The sequence below is a fragment of the Ruegeria sp. CDSB022 genome (genome assembly GCF_059611145.1).
Map to the genome: position 1 here is coordinate 41,803 of NZ_JBXWOZ010000008.1, position 16,572 is coordinate 58,374.

At 55.8% G+C, this 16,572-nt stretch carries 15 protein-coding genes; 5 read left to right on the forward strand and 10 right to left on the reverse strand.

Features of this window, described 5'->3' with window-relative positions:
- Nucleotides 1-67 precede the first annotated feature (67 nt).
- Nucleotides 68-1,039: an ATP-grasp domain-containing protein gene (locus AC2FIZ_RS13410; protein ID WP_496791157.1), complete on the forward strand. Its 972-nt coding sequence runs from the start codon at nucleotides 68-70 to the stop codon at nucleotides 1,037-1,039.
- Complete coding sequence (locus AC2FIZ_RS13415; RefSeq protein WP_281972937.1) at nucleotides 1,039-1,695, forward strand: HAD family hydrolase; 657 nt, start codon at nucleotides 1,039-1,041, stop codon at nucleotides 1,693-1,695. The genes AC2FIZ_RS13410 and AC2FIZ_RS13415 overlap by 1 nt, the downstream gene beginning before the upstream one ends.
- Here AC2FIZ_RS13415 and AC2FIZ_RS13420 read toward each other — a convergent pair.
- From AC2FIZ_RS13420 to AC2FIZ_RS13465, 10 genes are all read right to left on the reverse strand, one after another.
- Nucleotides 1,670-2,788, reverse strand: a complete 1,119-nt coding sequence (locus tag AC2FIZ_RS13420) for a glycosyltransferase family 4 protein (RefSeq protein WP_496791159.1) — start codon at nucleotides 2,786-2,788, stop codon at nucleotides 1,670-1,672. The two genes, AC2FIZ_RS13415 and AC2FIZ_RS13420, sit on opposite strands and share 26 nt — an antisense overlap.
- A gap of 3 nt (nucleotides 2,789-2,791) precedes the next feature.
- The gene (locus AC2FIZ_RS13425; RefSeq protein WP_185956666.1) at nucleotides 2,792-3,811 is read right to left on the reverse strand and encodes a glycosyltransferase family 2 protein; all 1,020 of its coding nucleotides are present in this window, start codon (nucleotides 3,809-3,811) and stop codon (nucleotides 2,792-2,794) included.
- Nucleotides 3,772-4,719 carry an NAD-dependent epimerase/dehydratase family protein gene (locus AC2FIZ_RS13430; protein ID WP_496791161.1) on the reverse strand — a complete coding sequence of 316 codons (948 nt, stop codon included), beginning with the start codon at nucleotides 4,717-4,719 and terminating at the stop codon, nucleotides 3,772-3,774. The genes AC2FIZ_RS13425 and AC2FIZ_RS13430 overlap by 40 nt, the downstream gene beginning before the upstream one ends.
- Before the next feature lie 10 nt (nucleotides 4,720-4,729).
- Nucleotides 4,730-5,974, reverse strand: coding sequence for a class I SAM-dependent methyltransferase (locus AC2FIZ_RS13435; RefSeq protein WP_271948813.1), 1,245 nt, complete (start codon nucleotides 5,972-5,974; stop codon nucleotides 4,730-4,732).
- The gene (locus tag AC2FIZ_RS13440) at nucleotides 5,974-7,176 is read right to left on the reverse strand and encodes a DegT/DnrJ/EryC1/StrS family aminotransferase (protein ID WP_142636227.1); all 1,203 of its coding nucleotides are present in this window, start codon (nucleotides 7,174-7,176) and stop codon (nucleotides 5,974-5,976) included. The genes AC2FIZ_RS13435 and AC2FIZ_RS13440 overlap by 1 nt, the downstream gene beginning before the upstream one ends.
- A gap of 24 nt (nucleotides 7,177-7,200) precedes the next feature.
- On the reverse strand, nucleotides 7,201-8,334 hold the full coding sequence (gene rfbG / locus AC2FIZ_RS13445; protein ID WP_281995076.1) for a CDP-glucose 4,6-dehydratase: 1,134 nt from the start codon (nucleotides 8,332-8,334) through the stop codon (nucleotides 7,201-7,203).
- Nucleotides 8,335-8,342: 8 nt separating this feature from the next.
- Nucleotides 8,343-9,152, reverse strand: a complete 810-nt coding sequence (rfbF, locus tag AC2FIZ_RS13450) for a glucose-1-phosphate cytidylyltransferase (protein WP_142636222.1) — start codon at nucleotides 9,150-9,152, stop codon at nucleotides 8,343-8,345.
- Between the two features lie 96 nt (nucleotides 9,153-9,248).
- Nucleotides 9,249-10,883 (reverse strand): glycosyltransferase family protein, encoded by a 1,635-nt coding sequence (locus AC2FIZ_RS13455; protein WP_496689374.1) that lies wholly within the window; start codon nucleotides 10,881-10,883, stop codon nucleotides 9,249-9,251.
- Between the two features lies 1 nt (nucleotide 10,884).
- Nucleotides 10,885-11,307 carry a GtrA family protein gene (locus AC2FIZ_RS13460; RefSeq protein ID WP_496693742.1) on the reverse strand — a complete coding sequence of 141 codons (423 nt, stop codon included), beginning with the start codon at nucleotides 11,305-11,307 and terminating at the stop codon, nucleotides 10,885-10,887.
- Nucleotides 11,308-11,390: 83 nt separating this feature from the next.
- Nucleotides 11,391-13,283, reverse strand: a complete 1,893-nt coding sequence (locus AC2FIZ_RS13465; protein WP_282027187.1) for a polysaccharide biosynthesis protein — start codon at nucleotides 13,281-13,283, stop codon at nucleotides 11,391-11,393.
- Between the two features lie 1,062 nt (nucleotides 13,284-14,345).
- Between AC2FIZ_RS13465 and AC2FIZ_RS13470 the strand changes: the two genes are divergently transcribed.
- Genes AC2FIZ_RS13470 through AC2FIZ_RS13480 form a run of 3 tightly spaced genes read left to right on the forward strand, consistent with a single transcriptional unit; the run spans nucleotide 14,346 to nucleotide 16,554 of the window.
- Nucleotides 14,346-14,951 carry a sugar transferase gene (locus AC2FIZ_RS13470; protein ID WP_496791166.1) on the forward strand — a complete coding sequence of 202 codons (606 nt, stop codon included), beginning with the start codon at nucleotides 14,346-14,348 and terminating at the stop codon, nucleotides 14,949-14,951.
- Nucleotides 14,948-15,862 carry a methionyl-tRNA formyltransferase gene (locus tag AC2FIZ_RS13475; RefSeq protein WP_282021746.1) on the forward strand — a complete coding sequence of 305 codons (915 nt, stop codon included), beginning with the start codon at nucleotides 14,948-14,950 and terminating at the stop codon, nucleotides 15,860-15,862. The genes AC2FIZ_RS13470 and AC2FIZ_RS13475 overlap by 4 nt, the downstream gene beginning before the upstream one ends.
- Nucleotides 15,859-16,554: a PIG-L deacetylase family protein gene (locus AC2FIZ_RS13480; protein WP_281972944.1), complete on the forward strand. Its 696-nt coding sequence runs from the start codon at nucleotides 15,859-15,861 to the stop codon at nucleotides 16,552-16,554. Before AC2FIZ_RS13475 ends, AC2FIZ_RS13480 begins: the two co-directional genes overlap by 4 nt.
- Nucleotides 16,555-16,572: the final 18 nt, after the last annotated feature.

A 16,572-nucleotide genomic window follows, 5' to 3' on the forward strand; every position in this document is an offset into this window, starting at 1 on the left:
TTCACAGGGCAAGACACCCTGTGCTAGGTTAAGCACGTATAATTGTTTATGAATTGGTGAGTTTCCGATGGCGCGAAAATGTCTGGCAATCCTGATTACGTCGGCGGGTCGCCGTGTTGGCCTACTGCAATGCTTCAGGGCGGCTGCGGACCGTCTGGATATAGATCTGACCATCATCGCCTGCGACCTGAACCCAGATGAAAGCGCGGCTTGCGCGCTTGCCGATCACGCCGCCGCCGTGCCGCGATGTGACAGCCCCGACTATGCAACCTCGATCCTCGAGATTGTGCGTCAACACGGGGTCAGCCTGGTGATCCCCACAATCGACCCGGAACTGATGCCCCTGGCACAGGCCGCGCCCGCCTTTGCCAATCTGGGCGCGCGAGTCCATGTCTCGCCAGTGAACGTGATTGAGGTTGTCCGGGACAAGCGCCTGACAATCCAGAAACTGTCCGAAGCCGGGGTTCCAGTTCCGCGCACATTGGATCATCAGGAATTGCTAGAGCGGCCACAAGACATCAGTTGGCCCATCTTTGCAAAGCCAAGTGGCGGCAGTGCAAGCCGGGGGCTGGATGTATTCGAAACCCTCGCTGATGTCCCCTCTGAATTCCCCGAACCGATGATCTTTCAGGACAAGCTGAACGGACCGGAATACACAATCAACATGTTTGTAGATGCCTCGGGTCAGCTCTGCACGGTGATCCCGCATCTGCGCATTCAAATTCGCGCCGGTGAGGTTGAAAAGGGTGAAACCAGGCGACGCAATGATCTGCAAACCATCGCCGAAGGCATTGCACAGGCCCTGCCCGATCTGCGCGGTGTCGCCTGTTTTCAGATCATCGATGACCCAGAACATGGCCCCGCGGTGCTTGAGATCAATGCCCGTTTCGGGGGTGGCTACCCTCTGGCCGATCATGCCGGCGCGCAGTTTGCGCAGTGGCTGTTGGAAGAGGTCTCTGGACTGCCGTCAAACGCCCATAACAACTGGCGCGAAGGCGTGAAAATGATGCGATATGACAGCGCGGTGTATCAGGGCTGATGCTGGTATTTGATCTGGACGATACCCTGTATCTGGAGCGGGATTTTGCCTTTAGCGGCTATGATTGGCTGAACGGTTGGGTCCACGAAAAGACCGGCGTCGAAGGGTTCGGGCAACGGTGTCAGGACGCATTCAATGCGGGGGAAAGACGGCGCATATTCAATGTGGCTTGCGCGCAGACCGGCCTTGATGCGACGGATGCCTTCATACAGGAGCTGATCGCCAATTACCGATCACACCCGCCCAGTATTTCGCTGTGTAGCGACGCCGAGCGGTTTTTGACAAACGCAGATCGGCCGATGGGGCTGATCACCGACGGCCCCGAAAAGATGCAGCGCAACAAGATCGCCGCATTGGATCTGAACCGCTATATTGCGCATATCCGCCCGACCGGTGCCTGGCCGGATGGCTACGGAAAACCGCATCCCCGTGCCTATGAAGAGATGGAATTGGCCGCGCAAAACCCGCGCAGAATGGTCTATGTAGCGGACAATCCGGCCAAGGACTTTATCACCCCGAATGCCCGAGGCTGGCGGACGGTTCAAATCCTCCGACCCGGGGCTGTGCATGATCCGATTCCACCCAGTTCTAAGCATGCCGCATATGCCACGGTCACCAGCTTAGGCCAGCTTACAGAAGTTCTGTCAGACCTTTAGCCGTGCCGGCTTTGGCAGCAACTCCGATTTGCACATTGGCAATCAAAGAATCCCAGTCCGACAGGACGTGCTGCGGTTCCAGCCATTCCCTGTTATGGCGTGCATTCTGACGCATTTTATTCAGTAAGGCATCATCCTTTGACAGGCTGACAATCGCCTCGGTCAGACCGGCAACATCCTCGGCCGGAACGAGCAATCCGTTTCCCCTGTCGCGGATCAATTCCCGTGGCCCATAGGCGCAATCGAACGATATGACCGGCAGACCTGTGACCGTGGCCTCGGCAACTACATTCGGGAACCCTTCAAAGCGAGACGGAAATACAAGAATATCCGCGTCTTGCATCCAGTCTCCGGGTTTTGGGCTGGCGCCGGGCAATGATACTACATCCGATAAATTCGCAGCAGAGATCTGCTGTTCCAACGCGTCGCGCTCTGGGCCCTCGCCAAAGATCGTCAACCGGATGTCTGGGTTGTTGCGCAGCACTTCGGGCATTGCCCGCAGCAGCATATCGAACCCCTTTTGACGATCCAAACGCCCGACAGCCACAAGCCGGGTCTGTCCGGACCCGATGTGGATCCCCCCCAGCGGAGCACATGGATTGGGGATTACACTGGCCTTTGGGATCAGGTCCGCAGGCAAATCCAAACGCGCACGTTCGGTCTGCATGACAATTCCGGATGCCCCCCGCGCAAGCCTGTTCACCGCTTTCAGCCACATGGGATTTCCGCTTTGGACCAGTGGATTGTTCCGCTCGGAAATTACAACCGGCACCCCGGTTCCACGCGCGGCCAACATGGTCAGCACATTCACCTTGGTCAGAAACGAGATGATCAGATCGGGACGCACAGCCCGGATGATCTTGCGAATATGCAAGTAGCGCCGTGCCTGCGTCAGTCGCCGCGAAATCTTTAGCGGCTGAATCATGTGCAAATGCGCGCACTCAGGATAGGCGAAATAGGAACCAGAATCCTCTGTCGCCATCCCGGCGACGTGAACCTCATCCCCGGCCGAGATCCGATGCGCGGCGATCATTGCGGCGATCTTTTCCGCACCGCCTGCTCCGAACCCAGCTTGCACCAATAACAGTTTCATTTTTCACTCAGCGGCGCTTTTTACACGATCAGCTTGCTGTACCAGATCCAGAGTTTCTGGACGGTTCAACTCTTGTTCGACAATGGGCCGGTTCAGGTCTTTGGACTGAAGGAAAATCCGCCCAATATATTCGCCCATTATTCCCAGGAACATCGCATTCAAGGTCATCGACAGCAGCAACAGGATGGTGGTCGTGGCAAAACCGCCCGGCCAGTTCTGGCCAAAGAACAGCTTGCCGATCACATATCCGATCATCAGCAAAAACGTCCCTGTGCCAACCGTCAGACTGATCATCGAGGCAAGGCGCAAGGGCAGAAGCGAGTGGTTGATCAACCCGTCGACAGCAAGCGACAGCATGGCCCGAAACGGAAATTTCGACTCGCCAGCGGTGCGCGCATTGCGATCATATTCAAAGCCGATCTGGCGGAAACCCATCCCACTGATTAACCCGCGAACATAAGGAGAGCGATCATCGACCCGGCGCAACTCGTCCAGAATACGCCGGTCAGTCAGCCGAAACTCGCCCGCATTTCTCGGCAAATCATCATTGCTGATCATGTCGATCAACGCATAAAAGCCGCGCCGCGCGGCAGCGACGATGGGGCCGTCCGGCAGGCTACGGCGAATGCCGTAAACCACGTGATATCCCTGCCGCCAGGTATCCAGCATCTGCGGGATCAGCTCGGGCGGGTCCTGCATGTCGCAATCCAGTTGGATCGAACAGGCCCCGTTTGCGGATCGATAGGCCGTCAGAACTGATGACTGATATCCCATATTGCGGGCAAACCGGATAACCCGGACACGGGGATCAGCAGCAGCAATATCCGACAGGATTTCAAATGTACGATCCGTGGAATGGTTGTCAGTGAAAATGATCTCGGGCTCATAAGAGGGCAGATCGTCAAACACCTTGGTCACACGTTCATAGGCCGTGCGAACGTTATCTTCTTCGTTCAAAGCGGGGATCAGGATTGAAACCAAAGTCACGCGTTCATCTCCGCTTGTTGTGACTGTTTTGTCCATTGAACCGTCCTTTCAAGGCCTTCACGCAAAGCGATTTTTGCCGACCAGCCATAACGTTCCGCCATCTGTGAAGGATCCGAAACCAACAATATCGGGTCATCCTTCGGCGGCGCAGAGGAAACCATATCCGGAGCTGCTCCGGTCAACACCTGCAACTCTCTTGCGACCGCGGCCATATCCGGAGCATCGCCGGTGACAACATTAATGACCGACCCCGCCTTGTCCGGCGCGTCAGCAATCAGAAGCAGCGCTTCGACTATGTCGTCAATATGTATCAGATCACGCCGATCATGTGGACGATGAAGGAAAACCGGGGCTTTCCGCAACAGGCGGCCAATGGCATGGGGTATGAAGAAATCTTCTGACTGTCCGGGACCATAGGTCAGCGCCAACCGAGCCGTAACAGCCTTGAACGGCAGCCGGGGCTGAGCCATTTCAATATAGTGCGTTCCGGCCACCAGAGAGGCGCCATAGGAATTTCGCGGGTTCTCTCGCGAAGTTTCGACATAGGGCAGCTTGATATCACCATATTCCGCAATGGATCCGGTGCGCACAAACGCATTGGGCGGCTGATCACAGATGGCCAAAGCCGACAGGATCGCAACCAGCGTCGAGAGATTTTGCAAAATACTGGCATTCAGATCTGCCAGGTCATCAGTCTCGGCAAATTTTGTCTGCGCGGCGGTGTGCAGAACTACCTGGGGTCGGAACGCATTCGCGACGCGTTTGATCGCGGCAACATCCGAATAACCATCAGTGAAAACGCGGATTCCCGAAACACCTTGCAAACGGTCCAGAGAGGAATCCGGCCGCGTAAGCACAGCGACCTCATCGCCCCGGGCCAAACAGGCCCGAGCCAGATGAGAGCCGATGAATCCGCTGGCTCCGGTGATCAGTACGCGCGTCATTGTTTTCCCTTCAGGGAATAACTACTGGCATTGGCAAAGGCACGATGAACTTGCCGCCAGCGGCTTCGAAATCAGCCATCTGCTCGCGGATTTCGTCAAAGAAATTCCAGGCCAAAACCAGCAGGTAATCAGGTCTGCGTTCCATGACCGCTTCGGGGGCCAATACAGGAATAAGCTTGCCCGGCGAATACAGGCCCTGTTTCAACGTGTTCCGGTCAACCAGAAAATCCAGAGTTTCCGTGCCGATATCAAAGTAGTTCAACAGCGTATTACCCTTAGCGGGCGCACCGTAGCCAGCAATCGTTTTGCCAGATGCCTTAAGCTCGGCCAGCATGGAAACAAGGCTTTCCTGCATCGCGTGAACACGCTCGGCAAATGCTTCGTATGCCTCTTTGTTGGTCATGCCCGCGGCATCTTCGTCAGCCAGCATATCAGCAACAATCGGCGCCGGGGTTTTGTTCAGCGCGGCGGGTTGCATGAACACGCGCATCGAACCGCCATGAACCGGCAGTTTTGTGACATCCACTACATCGAGCCCAACGGACTGGCCCAGTTTGACGACGGACAGAAGGCTCAGTTCAGAGACATGTTCGTGATAAACATTGTCGAACTCGTTGGTCTCGAGGATCATCTTGCCCCAAGGCACTTCGATGATGAAGACGCCGTCATCTGTCAACAGGTCCAGAACACCTTCGGTAAAGCCGTGCAGATCGTCTATATGGTTGAAGGTATTGGTCGTCGTGATGACGCTGGCCGGCCCTTCGGTTTCACGAATCTGCTGCGCGGTGGCGCGGTTGAAAAAGTCCACATGGACCCGAACGCCCCGTTCGCCGGCAATCTTGGCTAGGTTGGCCGCCGGGTCGATACCCAATGTGCGCCCGCCCTGATCGTTGGCATGGGACAGCATCAGCCCATCATTACAACCGATATCAATGATCAGCCCACCTTGCGCACGCTCTACCGCGACCGAGGCGAGTTCGGCGAAATGCGTGTGCATAGTTGCCGCACCGGACGGAACATAAAGATAGTCCGTAAAGAAATCAGCAGGCACCTGATCTGCAACCTGGATCAAGCCACAATCCAGACAGGCCTGAGTATTCAGCGGGAAAGCCGGTTGCGGAACATCCTTTTGCTCGGGCCGTGCGAACATATTGGCGGGCGGGTGATCGCCCATCGGCAGCACAAGCATAAGGTTGGTAGACCGGCAGGTACGGCAGGTCGTGCGAACAGACGTATTGATGCTTTGATCGTTCATCAGACCAGTGCTCCTTGGAATTTCAATGCAAATTCTTCAAATTTTGCATGCATATAATCGATTTGCGCTTGTATCAGACCATGGTGACAAGCCAGCAGGATACCCCCGCGCATAACCGCATCGGAATTGGGATAGCCCGCGGGATCTGCTCGGTATTCTACTTGCTTCATGGCAGGCTGACGCAGAATGTTTCCGGTAAAGACAGGCCGAGTTTGAATGTCTGAAGTCTCAAGGAATATCTGCATCTCGCGCCGCGTGAATGGGGCACCTTCGCGCAATGTCAGCGGGAAGGCCAGCCACCCGGTGCGCGAGTTCGGCAGTTGTTCAGGCAGGATGAACCAGTCTTCATAGCGGGCAAAAAAGGCGCGATGAGCAGCGAAGGCCTCTTCGCGCACGCGGATGTTGTTGTCCAGTTTGCTCAGCTGCACCAACCCGAATGCCGCGCTGATTTCCGAAGGTTCAACGTTATAGCCAAGATCCTCGAACAGAAATTTGGCATCATACTCGATCCCGTCCAGTTTGACGTTGAACCGGTTCTCGATGGCCTCGGATTCCACAAACAGCGAGGACGACCGCCCCCAGGACCTCAGCAAAAGCGCCTTGCGGCCAAGCTCTTCGTCATTCACGCACAACATGCCGCCATTCCCGGCGCCATTGATGACGTGGCTGCCGTAAAAGCTGGTGGTAGAGACGTCGGAATAGACGCCCGTGCTTGTACCGTCGATGGTCGCGCCCAGCGTGTCAGCGCTGTCTTCAATCACCTTCAGGCCATGCGCATCGGCCAGCTCGCGGATACGGCGCCAATCTGGCAGGTTTCCGATAAGTGACGGAATCATGACGGCAGATGTATTTGGCGTGATCATGCGTTCGATCGCGTCTACGTCGATATTATAGGTCCCGACCGCGGCATCCACAAATGTCGGGATCAGGCCCTGACGGACAAGCGGAGCAACCGTCGTGGCAAAAGTCAGGGCCGGAGTGATAACTTCGCTGCCCTTTGGCAAGTCCAGAATCTCGACCGCGAGATAGTTCGCCGATGACCCCGAGTTCACCATGATGCCGTGGCGTTTGGAAAACAAAGCAGCCACTTTTTCCTGCATCTCGCGCACTTTGGGGCCCATCTGGGTGGACGTTTTCAGAACTTCGACAACCGCGTCGATCTCTTCCTGGCCATGCACGGTTTGACCGTAATTCACTCGCATTATTCTTTTCTCCTCAATAACCCGCTATTGCGCGGCGACCGGAGCCCGGTCGAAATCCCGTGAAGACATCAGGTCACTGTAGAACCCGATCTGATTGTTTGTGATCCCACCCATCTCCGCACCGGCGGCATGGGCCTTGTACCAGTCTACTGTCAGGCGAACGGCTTCGGGCAATGTCAGTTGCGGACGCCAACCCAATCCCGTTTGCGCCTTAGTGCTGTCCAGTCGAAGAATACCTGCCTCATGCGGCGCAGCAGAGGTCTGTTCCGCCGACGCCATCGAAAACTGCGGGGCCTCTTCGCCCCAGGCATCCTGCATCAAGGTTGCCAACTGCCGGACATCCACCGTCCCCGACACATCAGGGCCAAAATTCCAGGCGCCAGCAAAGCTTTGCCCATCCCGATACATTCGCGCGGCCAAGGCCAGATAGCCCGACAGCGGTTCAAGAACATGCTGCCAGGGGCGCACGCTGAGCGGGTTGCGGATCACCACCGGTTCGCCCGCCTCGGATGCGCGGATCACGTCGGGGATAAGCCGATCTTCGCCCCAGTCGCCCCCTCCGAACACATTCCCGGCCCGGACTGTTGCCAGTTGCGGCCCATCCGCTGATGAAAAGAAGGAATGACCATAAGATTGCGCCACAAGTTCGGTACAGCCTTTCGAGGCGCTATACGGGTCCCTGCCGCCCATCGGATCGTTTTCGCGATAACCCCAAGTCCATTCCTTGTTGTCGTAACACTTGTCACTGGTGACAACGACCACCGCCTTCAGTGAGCGCATCCCCAAAGCGGCATCCAGAACATGGGCCGTTCCAGATACATTGGTCGCAAAGGTTTCGGCAGGATCCCTGTAAGACCGGCGCACCAAGGGTTGGGCGGCCATGTGGAACACGATTTCAGCGTCCACCCCTGACAGTGTATCCAGCACCGCCTGACGATTGCGGATATCCGCAATCCGGCTGTCGGTCAGCCCGTCAACAGAACAGGCATCAAAGAATGAATGCCCCTGTTCGGGAGGCAGTGACAAGCCTGTCACCTCTGCCCCCAGACGCCTCAGCCATGCACAAATCCACCCGCCCTTGAATCCGGTATGCCCGGTCACAAGAACACGGCGGCCGGCAAAAACGCCATCAAACTGAGAATTGACCTGCCCGCTCACGGTTCACCTCATATCGCCAGAGCTGGGTAGCTCTTGCCCGAACCTTCGTTGAAATTAAGCCAGGGCGGCGTTTCACCTTCGCACAGACCGTCCAGCGTATTCCTGTCGCGCAGAGTGTCCATCGGATGCCAGAACCCATCGTGGCGATAGGCCATCAGCTCTCCGTCGCGGGCCATCTGGGTCAGCGGGGTCTGTTCCAGCGGCTCATTGTCATCAACCATATAGTCCAAGACGCCCGGCTCGAAGACGAAGAAGCCGCCATTGATCCAGGTTTCGCGATTGCGGACCTTTTCAGTGAAGGCGTCAACCCTGTCGCCCTTGAGCTCGATGTTACCAAACCGCGCCGGGGGCTGAACCGCAGTTACGGTCGCCAGCTTGCCGTGTGATTTGTGGAAATCAATCAGTGCATTGATGTCGATATTTCCTACGCCGTCCGAATAGGTGCACATGAACGGCTCATCAGGAGTCAGCCAATCCTTGAGCCGACGGATACGACCACTGGTCATGGTATGCGCACCGGTGTCTACCACTGACACATTCCACCCGCCCGGAGCAGAAGGGACCAGTTGCAATTCCCCAGTGTCCAGCGATACCGATATATTGTTGGCGATCAGGTGATAATTGGCAAAGAACTGCTTCAGCAGCAATGCTTTGTACCCGGCAGCCACAACAAAATCACGATGCCCGAAATGGCTGTAGATATCCATCACGCGTGCGATGATCGGACGCCCGCCCACTTCAACCATGGGCTTGGGAATGGAAACCGTTTCTTCGGCCAGACGCGAGCCTAGTCCACCAGCCAGAAGTACCGTTTTCATTGTCTATCCTTCCTTTATTCGATCAATAGAATTGATGGTCATGTGAATGGGCCCGCCCAGGAAAAATATAGGCAGGTTGAGTCGCGCAGGCACTGGTCATTGTTCAGCCCCTGCAGCTTTCAAGTATACCACACCTTGGCCGTAGCGGTTGTTCAGACCTGATAATTCGACCGGGCGGTAGTTGTTTGCCCGCGCATAGCTCAACAATGGGGCTTCCAGAACGGAATCGTATCCAAGCAGGAAAGCCGAAGGCGGGTTATCTGCAAACAGAGCCGGTAAGTCTTCGGCGCCTGCCATCACGTATTTGCCGGCAAGTTCCGGGTCCGTGAAGGGTGCAATTCGGTAAGCGAATGGCCCCGTTGCAAATTCTGGATAAACGCTCAGGCCCGCCTCAAGCGGATAGATCGGCAGCAAAGTCGCGACCGGACCATCAGGCAGTGCACTGCCTGCCACCGCATCCCGAAGGACAGCACCGGAACCGGCAAAACGGGCCGAGGTGAACTTCGAAGGTTCTGTCAGCGAGACCAGGCCCATCCCGATACGCGGGAGTCCCAGGATGACCATCAAGACAATACCTGCCGCAAGCACAGGCACTGCCTCGTGCCGCCGTGGCGGGTCAAGCCGACGAAACAGAACCGCGAGCAGCAGAGGCAGACAGACCAGAGGCTGGATATAATATTGCGGAAAACCGGGCGTTGGAACAAAAGCCATTGAGGCAGTCAGGATAATGATCGCCAGAACAACACCACCATGCCGCAGTTGCGAGGGCTGCATTTCGTCGACACGCGCACCACCACGCAGGATAATCCAAAGCACGGACAGAATGGCCATAACCATCACCAGGCCCACTCCGGCCACCCATGCCGAATGGGCCAGCATCAACTTGCCCGACAATCTCAGGGCCAGCCCCGGTTCTGTTGCGGCGTTGGCCTCCCAATAGGCGACATGTGGTCCGGTGTGAAACCCCAAGACATGCGCCAGAAAGACGCCCGGATCAGCGAGCAGAAAGGCAAACAGGGGCAAGGCCCCGATCAGCCCTCCGATCAGCAGCGGCAGGACCACGGCTTTCAGTCGTCGTGCCATCGAAACATCCGCAGGCAACAAGAATGCGGCAAGAGCAATCGGCGGAATAAACAGTACCGCACTGACCTTCATCCCCGCCGCAATAGACAATGCGACGCCCGATAGAACCAGCGTCAAAAATCGCGGCGCGGGCTTTGACGTCTCGATCAAAAACAGGCCAAGCCCGATGACCGCAAATGGCAGTGGCAACAGATTGTTGGTTGCGGCCATACCGGCACCGGTCAGAAACAGCTCGCATGTCACAATGCCGATAATTGAAAAGACAGCGAGAACCGGTGATCCCGACAAGCGCAGCGTTACCCAGCCAGTCGCCGCGATCAATCCAAGCCAGGCCAGAAACAGGCCGATCCGAGCGGACCCCAACAGGCCGAACTCATCGAACAGAATGCCGGTCCCAAGGTAATACCACGCCGAATAAGGGACGTGATTGTAGAAGAAGTCCGAATAAAGCTCCCACTCTCCGAGCAAACGCGCCGGAGGGACGAACATCAGCTCATCCCGGCGCAGATCATAGGTCATCAGTCGGCCGAACAAACCGGCAATCAGCAACACAAGCCCCAGACCAGCGGTCACGATCCCAAGCATAGCACCCATGCGCGTACTTGACGGGGTGGTGCCCTTAAAGCTTGATATTCTCGCATCGCTCATCTCAGCCCCTCCGATCCATCGCCTGACCCCGGCCAAGCGCACGCGAAATCATGAGGTAAGACAATATGACAACGGGCCCTAATGCGACCGCCTGTGCCAGATAGGGATCAAGCCCAACCTGCATCAAACCGCGCAAAAGCAGCGCATTCACAAAATACAGCACGACATAAGACATCGCATATAGCGGGAAACGGCGGTATCCCTGCACGCCAAAGACAAACCGGGCGTGGATACAAAAATTCCAGATCACACCCAAAATAAACTGAAGCAGAAGCGCAAGCTGCGGATGCATGCCCGCAAAAATCAAAAGGGCAAACACGCTATAGCCAAACGCCGTGTTGATCAGGCCGGCCCAGATAAACCGTACCACCTGCGCACGTTCCTCTGACGGCGCAAAAGCCGAGCGTATATTAAGCCTCGCCATCAAATGTTGGCCCTTTCGGCGGAAATATTAAACACAGAAACCAAATTCGGCAAAATAACCGACACCAGAAAAACAATGCTAAATCAGCTGCCAGCGGGCAGCAGTTCCGGGTTTTCTCCTTCAGACTGACTGACCGCATTTGCTGCGTTTGTGCCAGCGCTTTTGAAAATGGGCTTGGATGAAAATTCCGAGATCGGAACCGGACGCAGGCCATTTGCACCATACCCAGGCACGAGCTCTTTCAGCAGGCGCTTGGCTGCCAGTTCGTCACCTTCTGCCGCAGCCTGTTCCAGTTTCCGGATCATGGCGCGCAGGCGGGCGACAGGAATGCCCTCGGGCCGTGCGGACCCGACGCCCGGAATGCCGCATTCGTGGCGCTTCTCAGACGCATCAAACAATTCCTCGAACAGCTTTTCGCCTGGACGAATACCAATGAATTCGATGTCGATATCCTCATAAGGCTTTAGCCCGGCAAGGCGGATCATCCGTTCGGCCAAATCCACGATCTTGACCGGCCGACCCATATCCAGAACGAAAATCTCTCCGTGGCTGCTTTCCATTTTCAACCCGCTGGCGGCCGCAACCAGAGTCAGTTGCACGGCCTCACGGATGGTCATGAAGTACCGTTCCATCCGGGGATCAGTCACGGTCAGCGGACCACCGTTCGAGATTTGACGTTGAAACAGCGGGATCAGCGAGCCCGACGACCCCAGAACATTGCCAAACCGTACCGAGAAGAACCGGGTTTCTTCCTCGGTTCCGTTGGTTACACGGTCCTGCGCCTGAACGTAGAATTCAGCAACGCGCTTGGTTGCACCCATCACATTGGTGGTGTTTACAGCCTTGTCCGTGGAAACCTGCACCATAGCGATGGCACCATAGTTCCGGGCTGCATCCGCGACGTTACGGGTTCCGATCACATTGGTCAAAACGCCCTCGCAAGGATTCATCTCAACCATCGGAACATGCTTCAGCGCTGCGGCATTGAATACCAGCTCGGGGCGATGACGTTCAAAGATGTCATTCACACGCGACGCATTGCGAATGCTTGCGATATACATCCGCCGGGGAACATCTGGAAAGTTCTGCGACAAATCCATGTCGATGGAATAGGCGTTGAACTCGCAATGGTCGATCATCACCAGTTCCGCCGGATCGAAAGAGGCAATCTGACGTGCCAGTTCGCTACCGATCGAACCACCTGCACCGGTCACCAATACGCGGCGCCCACGGAACATCTCGCGCAACATCGAGCGTTCAACAGCTTTTTGTGGCCGCTCGAGAATTTCTTCCGGGTTGATAATACAACCATTGGCGGCATCCTGGCCTTCTTCCCCAAGACCCGGCACGCGTGAGACAGCGATACCGTTGGATTCACACCAGCTGGTCAGCTTGCGGATGCCATCACTTTCAAAATGCGTGATCGGTTCGGTCAGGAACAAGCGTCTGGGCAAATGATCCCAGGTTTTAAGCCGCTCGACCACGCGATCGGCATCCAGAAGAGATCCGATAATCTGAACATCGTGGAAATACAGCCCCATGGTATTGCGCGCATCGTCAATAATGCCCACCGGCTGATACTTGGAGTGCGTATTCCGCAAAGACCTGACAAACAGATCACAACTTGCACCTGTACCAACCAAAAGCACCGGAACCTTGTCCTGATGTTCGGCCATCAACCGCGCATTCTGGCGATTCAGCTCACGGCTACGGGCAACTACACGCAGGGCACTGAGCAGTAGGATCATCAAGCCAAGCTGAATAATGAAGGCAGCGAAGGGTACAGCCTTGGTCACTTCGAAAACTGCACTGGCAGCCATGAGGCACAGGACCAACATTGTCGATCCCCGCAGGATCAGACGAATGTCTCGCAATGACGTCGAGCGTGTGTGGCGCCGGTACATGCCCGCAAGCGGGAAAACCGCCAGTCCAATCAGGCTGGACAAGAGCATCAGCGGGAACATGGCTGGCGCCATCTGTTGCGCTACCGTTCCACCATTCGCAAGATTTATTGCCACTACGGCTGAGAAAGACGAAGCAACAATGTCTCCAAAGACTAATCGATGATTGGCACGCAACTCACTAACAATCTGCGTTTGCCAGCAATGAAAACCCGAAACCATTTACCTCACCCCTTTATCTCATCACCGGCTCAATTCCGATCGAGAATTACTCGTACATCGTTACCCAACAGGATCCTGCAGCATCAAAACATTGCCACAGCTCCCAACTGATCACTCACAGACCGCTTGCAGCTGTCCTATATAAACCAAAGGCCCGCGATCAGATGATCAACCGAAAGCCTTGTACCTGTATCTTTGTTTTGCCCCCTTCACTTGAGCTGGTCTCAATCGCCCAAGTTGAACACACTCACTTCACTCGTTAATAATAATAATTCACGCAAGTAACAAAATTGTTCCTCTGGTTCGCCGGTTAGCGCAATTTCTTCAATCTCCTTCAACGCTAACATACGTTTCCGCGCCCTCAAAAGTAATTTCTTCACACTTCATTAACGAAATGCAGCGTTTCCTGAAGTACTCTTTGACTGATATTTTGCTGAGGGTTGCAGAATTTCCTCCTTGTTTCGGCTGACTTGAGCGCCGATTGACCTAGCGTAAACAATGGAAATGCTTATCTCACGGGGAAAATTACAGTCATTTTCTCAATCCGATGAAATCTTCGTGGGCCGCTGTCCGGGCCTCAATCTTGATTAATCGATCCACAATAAGCCCCAATCGGAGCATTGTGAACCAAGACGCAACAAAGATGACAACTCCTTTCGGCCAATCCTCTCATGAGTCGCAGGCCGGTTTTCCTGACAAAGGCTTTGTGAACTTGGCGCATGCTTGGAAAAATTTCCGCATAGTCAGGGTGCCGGTCAGCTCTGCCGCTTGAATCGAGAATCGATTTGGGATCAACTCAGCCCAGACTTCGGATCAGTGCGCCGGAACTTGGATCCGGCCAGCAGGATAATCCGGAGAGATGTTGGTTCTTGGTTTGATATTCGTAGTTTTCAGCTACAGTTCTTGGATTTGAATATGAACAGATTTCTCGAAATACTGTGTTGCCTGATCGCGGGCACGATCGCGCTGCCCTTTTTTCTGGCGGGTTGTGTGATTGTGCTGTTTTCGGTCGGGCGACCTTTGTTTTTTGACCAACGGCGGGCAGGCTGCAACGGGCGCGTCTTTCGCATCTGGAAGCTGAGAACAATGTCCGACACACGCGATCAAAGCGGGGCTTTGCTGCCAGATTCGGAACGTCAGACAAAAACCACCAAGCTTCTGCGCCGCGTAAGGCTGGATGAGATGCCCCAGCTTGTGATCATCTTGCGCGGAGATATGGCCCTTGTTGGCCCCCGTCCCCTGCTTCCCGAAACCATTGAAGAGTTTGGAGACAATGGGCAGGTGCGCTGCACGGTTCGGCCCGGCCTGACAGGGTGGGCTCAGGTCAGCGGCAATACCGCGCTTTCAAATGACGAGAAGCTAAAGCTGGATCTATGGTATGTCGCGCACCGGTCCCTGTCGCTTGATCTGAAGATATTGTTCGAAACCATTATGGTAGCCTTGGCCGGAGAGCATAAACGCCCTGACCGAATTCAGGCCGCAGACAACTGGCTGGACAGCCGAAAGGAGACACCTGCATGAAGACGGTATTTGTGGGGGCGGTCGAAGGATCGCATGTCGCCTTATCCGCCATATGTGCCCGAGGGTTTGTACCGGATTTGGTGGTGACACTACCGCCGGACTTGTCTCACCGGCACTCTGATTTTGCAGATCTCAAACCCACTGCAGATCGGTATGATATTCCTGTCCACTATACCGCCAAAAGTGACTCGGCCGGAACAATCAAAACCATTCAAGCCGTAAAACCTGATCTGATACTGGTCATCGGGTGGTCTCAGATTTGCGGGCCGGAATTTCGGGCCCAGGCAAAGATCGGATGCGTCGGGTTTCACCCATCCGCCCTGCCCCGTCTGCGCGGGCGCGGTGTGATCCCCTGGACTGTCATATTGGGCGAAACCGATGTAGGCGCGTCATTGTTCTGGCTGGGTGAAGGGGCCGATGACGGCCCGATTGCGGCGCAAGCTCGATATGCGGTCGATCCCGACACGGTAACAGCGCGCGAGCTGTATGACCGGGCGCTTCAGGCCCTGACGCAGCTGCTGCCTCAGCTTCTGACGCAAATCTCTGAAGGCGATATCCCGGCGGCTCCGCAGCCAGAAACCGGGATCAGCCTTTGCGCGCGGCGGCGGCCCGAGGACGGGCTGATCGACTGGACCAGACCCGCGGCAGAGATTAACCGGTTGATACGCGCAGCCGGACCGCCCTATCCCGGCGCTTTCACCTACACTGCCTCCGGTGAGAAGCTGGTCCTGCTGGGTGTACAGAACACCGCCCTGCAGGGCTACTATATCGGCCTACCTGGTCAGATACAGGCCATCGAAGGAAACCGGTTTACGGTCGCCTGTGGGGATGGGAAATGTCTGGACATCACAAACTGGACCGGCGCCGATGCGCCGCCCGAACTGCACTCAAAGCTCAGGAATTCCGAATGACATCACTGACACCTTTTGACGGACAGGACGGACCGGTACTTGTGGTTGCTCCGCACCCGGATGATGAAGTCCTTGGGGCTGGCGGCACCATCGCACGACTGGCAGATGCAGGTCGCGCAGTCCATATCGCGATTGTCACAACGGGTCGGTCGCCCCGGTTCAGCACGGAACAGATCGCCAATGTACAGGCCGAAGCCAGGGCCGCACATGAGCATCTTGGTGTGACGCATACGCATTGGTTGGATTTCCCTGCCGCTGAACTGGCTGAGCACCCCCATGGTGACCTGAACGCTGGTCTGGGAACACTGATCCGCGATCTCGACCCAAGTGTCATCCTGGCGCCGCATCCCGGCGACATCCATCTGGACCACCAGTTGAGTTTCCTTTCGACTTTGGTGGCAAGCCGACCTTATCAGGACAAATACCCGACGACGATCGCGGCCTATGAGACGCTTTCCGAGACAAATTGGAACGCGCCATATCTGACGCCGCCATTCGTGCCGAACATGTTTGTGGACATTTCGGATACATTGGAGCGTAAACTGGAAGCCTTCCAGCTATTTGCAAGCCAGGTCAAACAGCCCCCGCACGAGCGTTCGGTTCAGAGCTTGAAAGCGTTGGCAACTTTGCGTGGCGCGACGGTTCACCGGGCCGCGGCTGAGAGCTTTGTCTTGGTCAGGTCGGTTATCTGACTGACTGATCGCAAAATC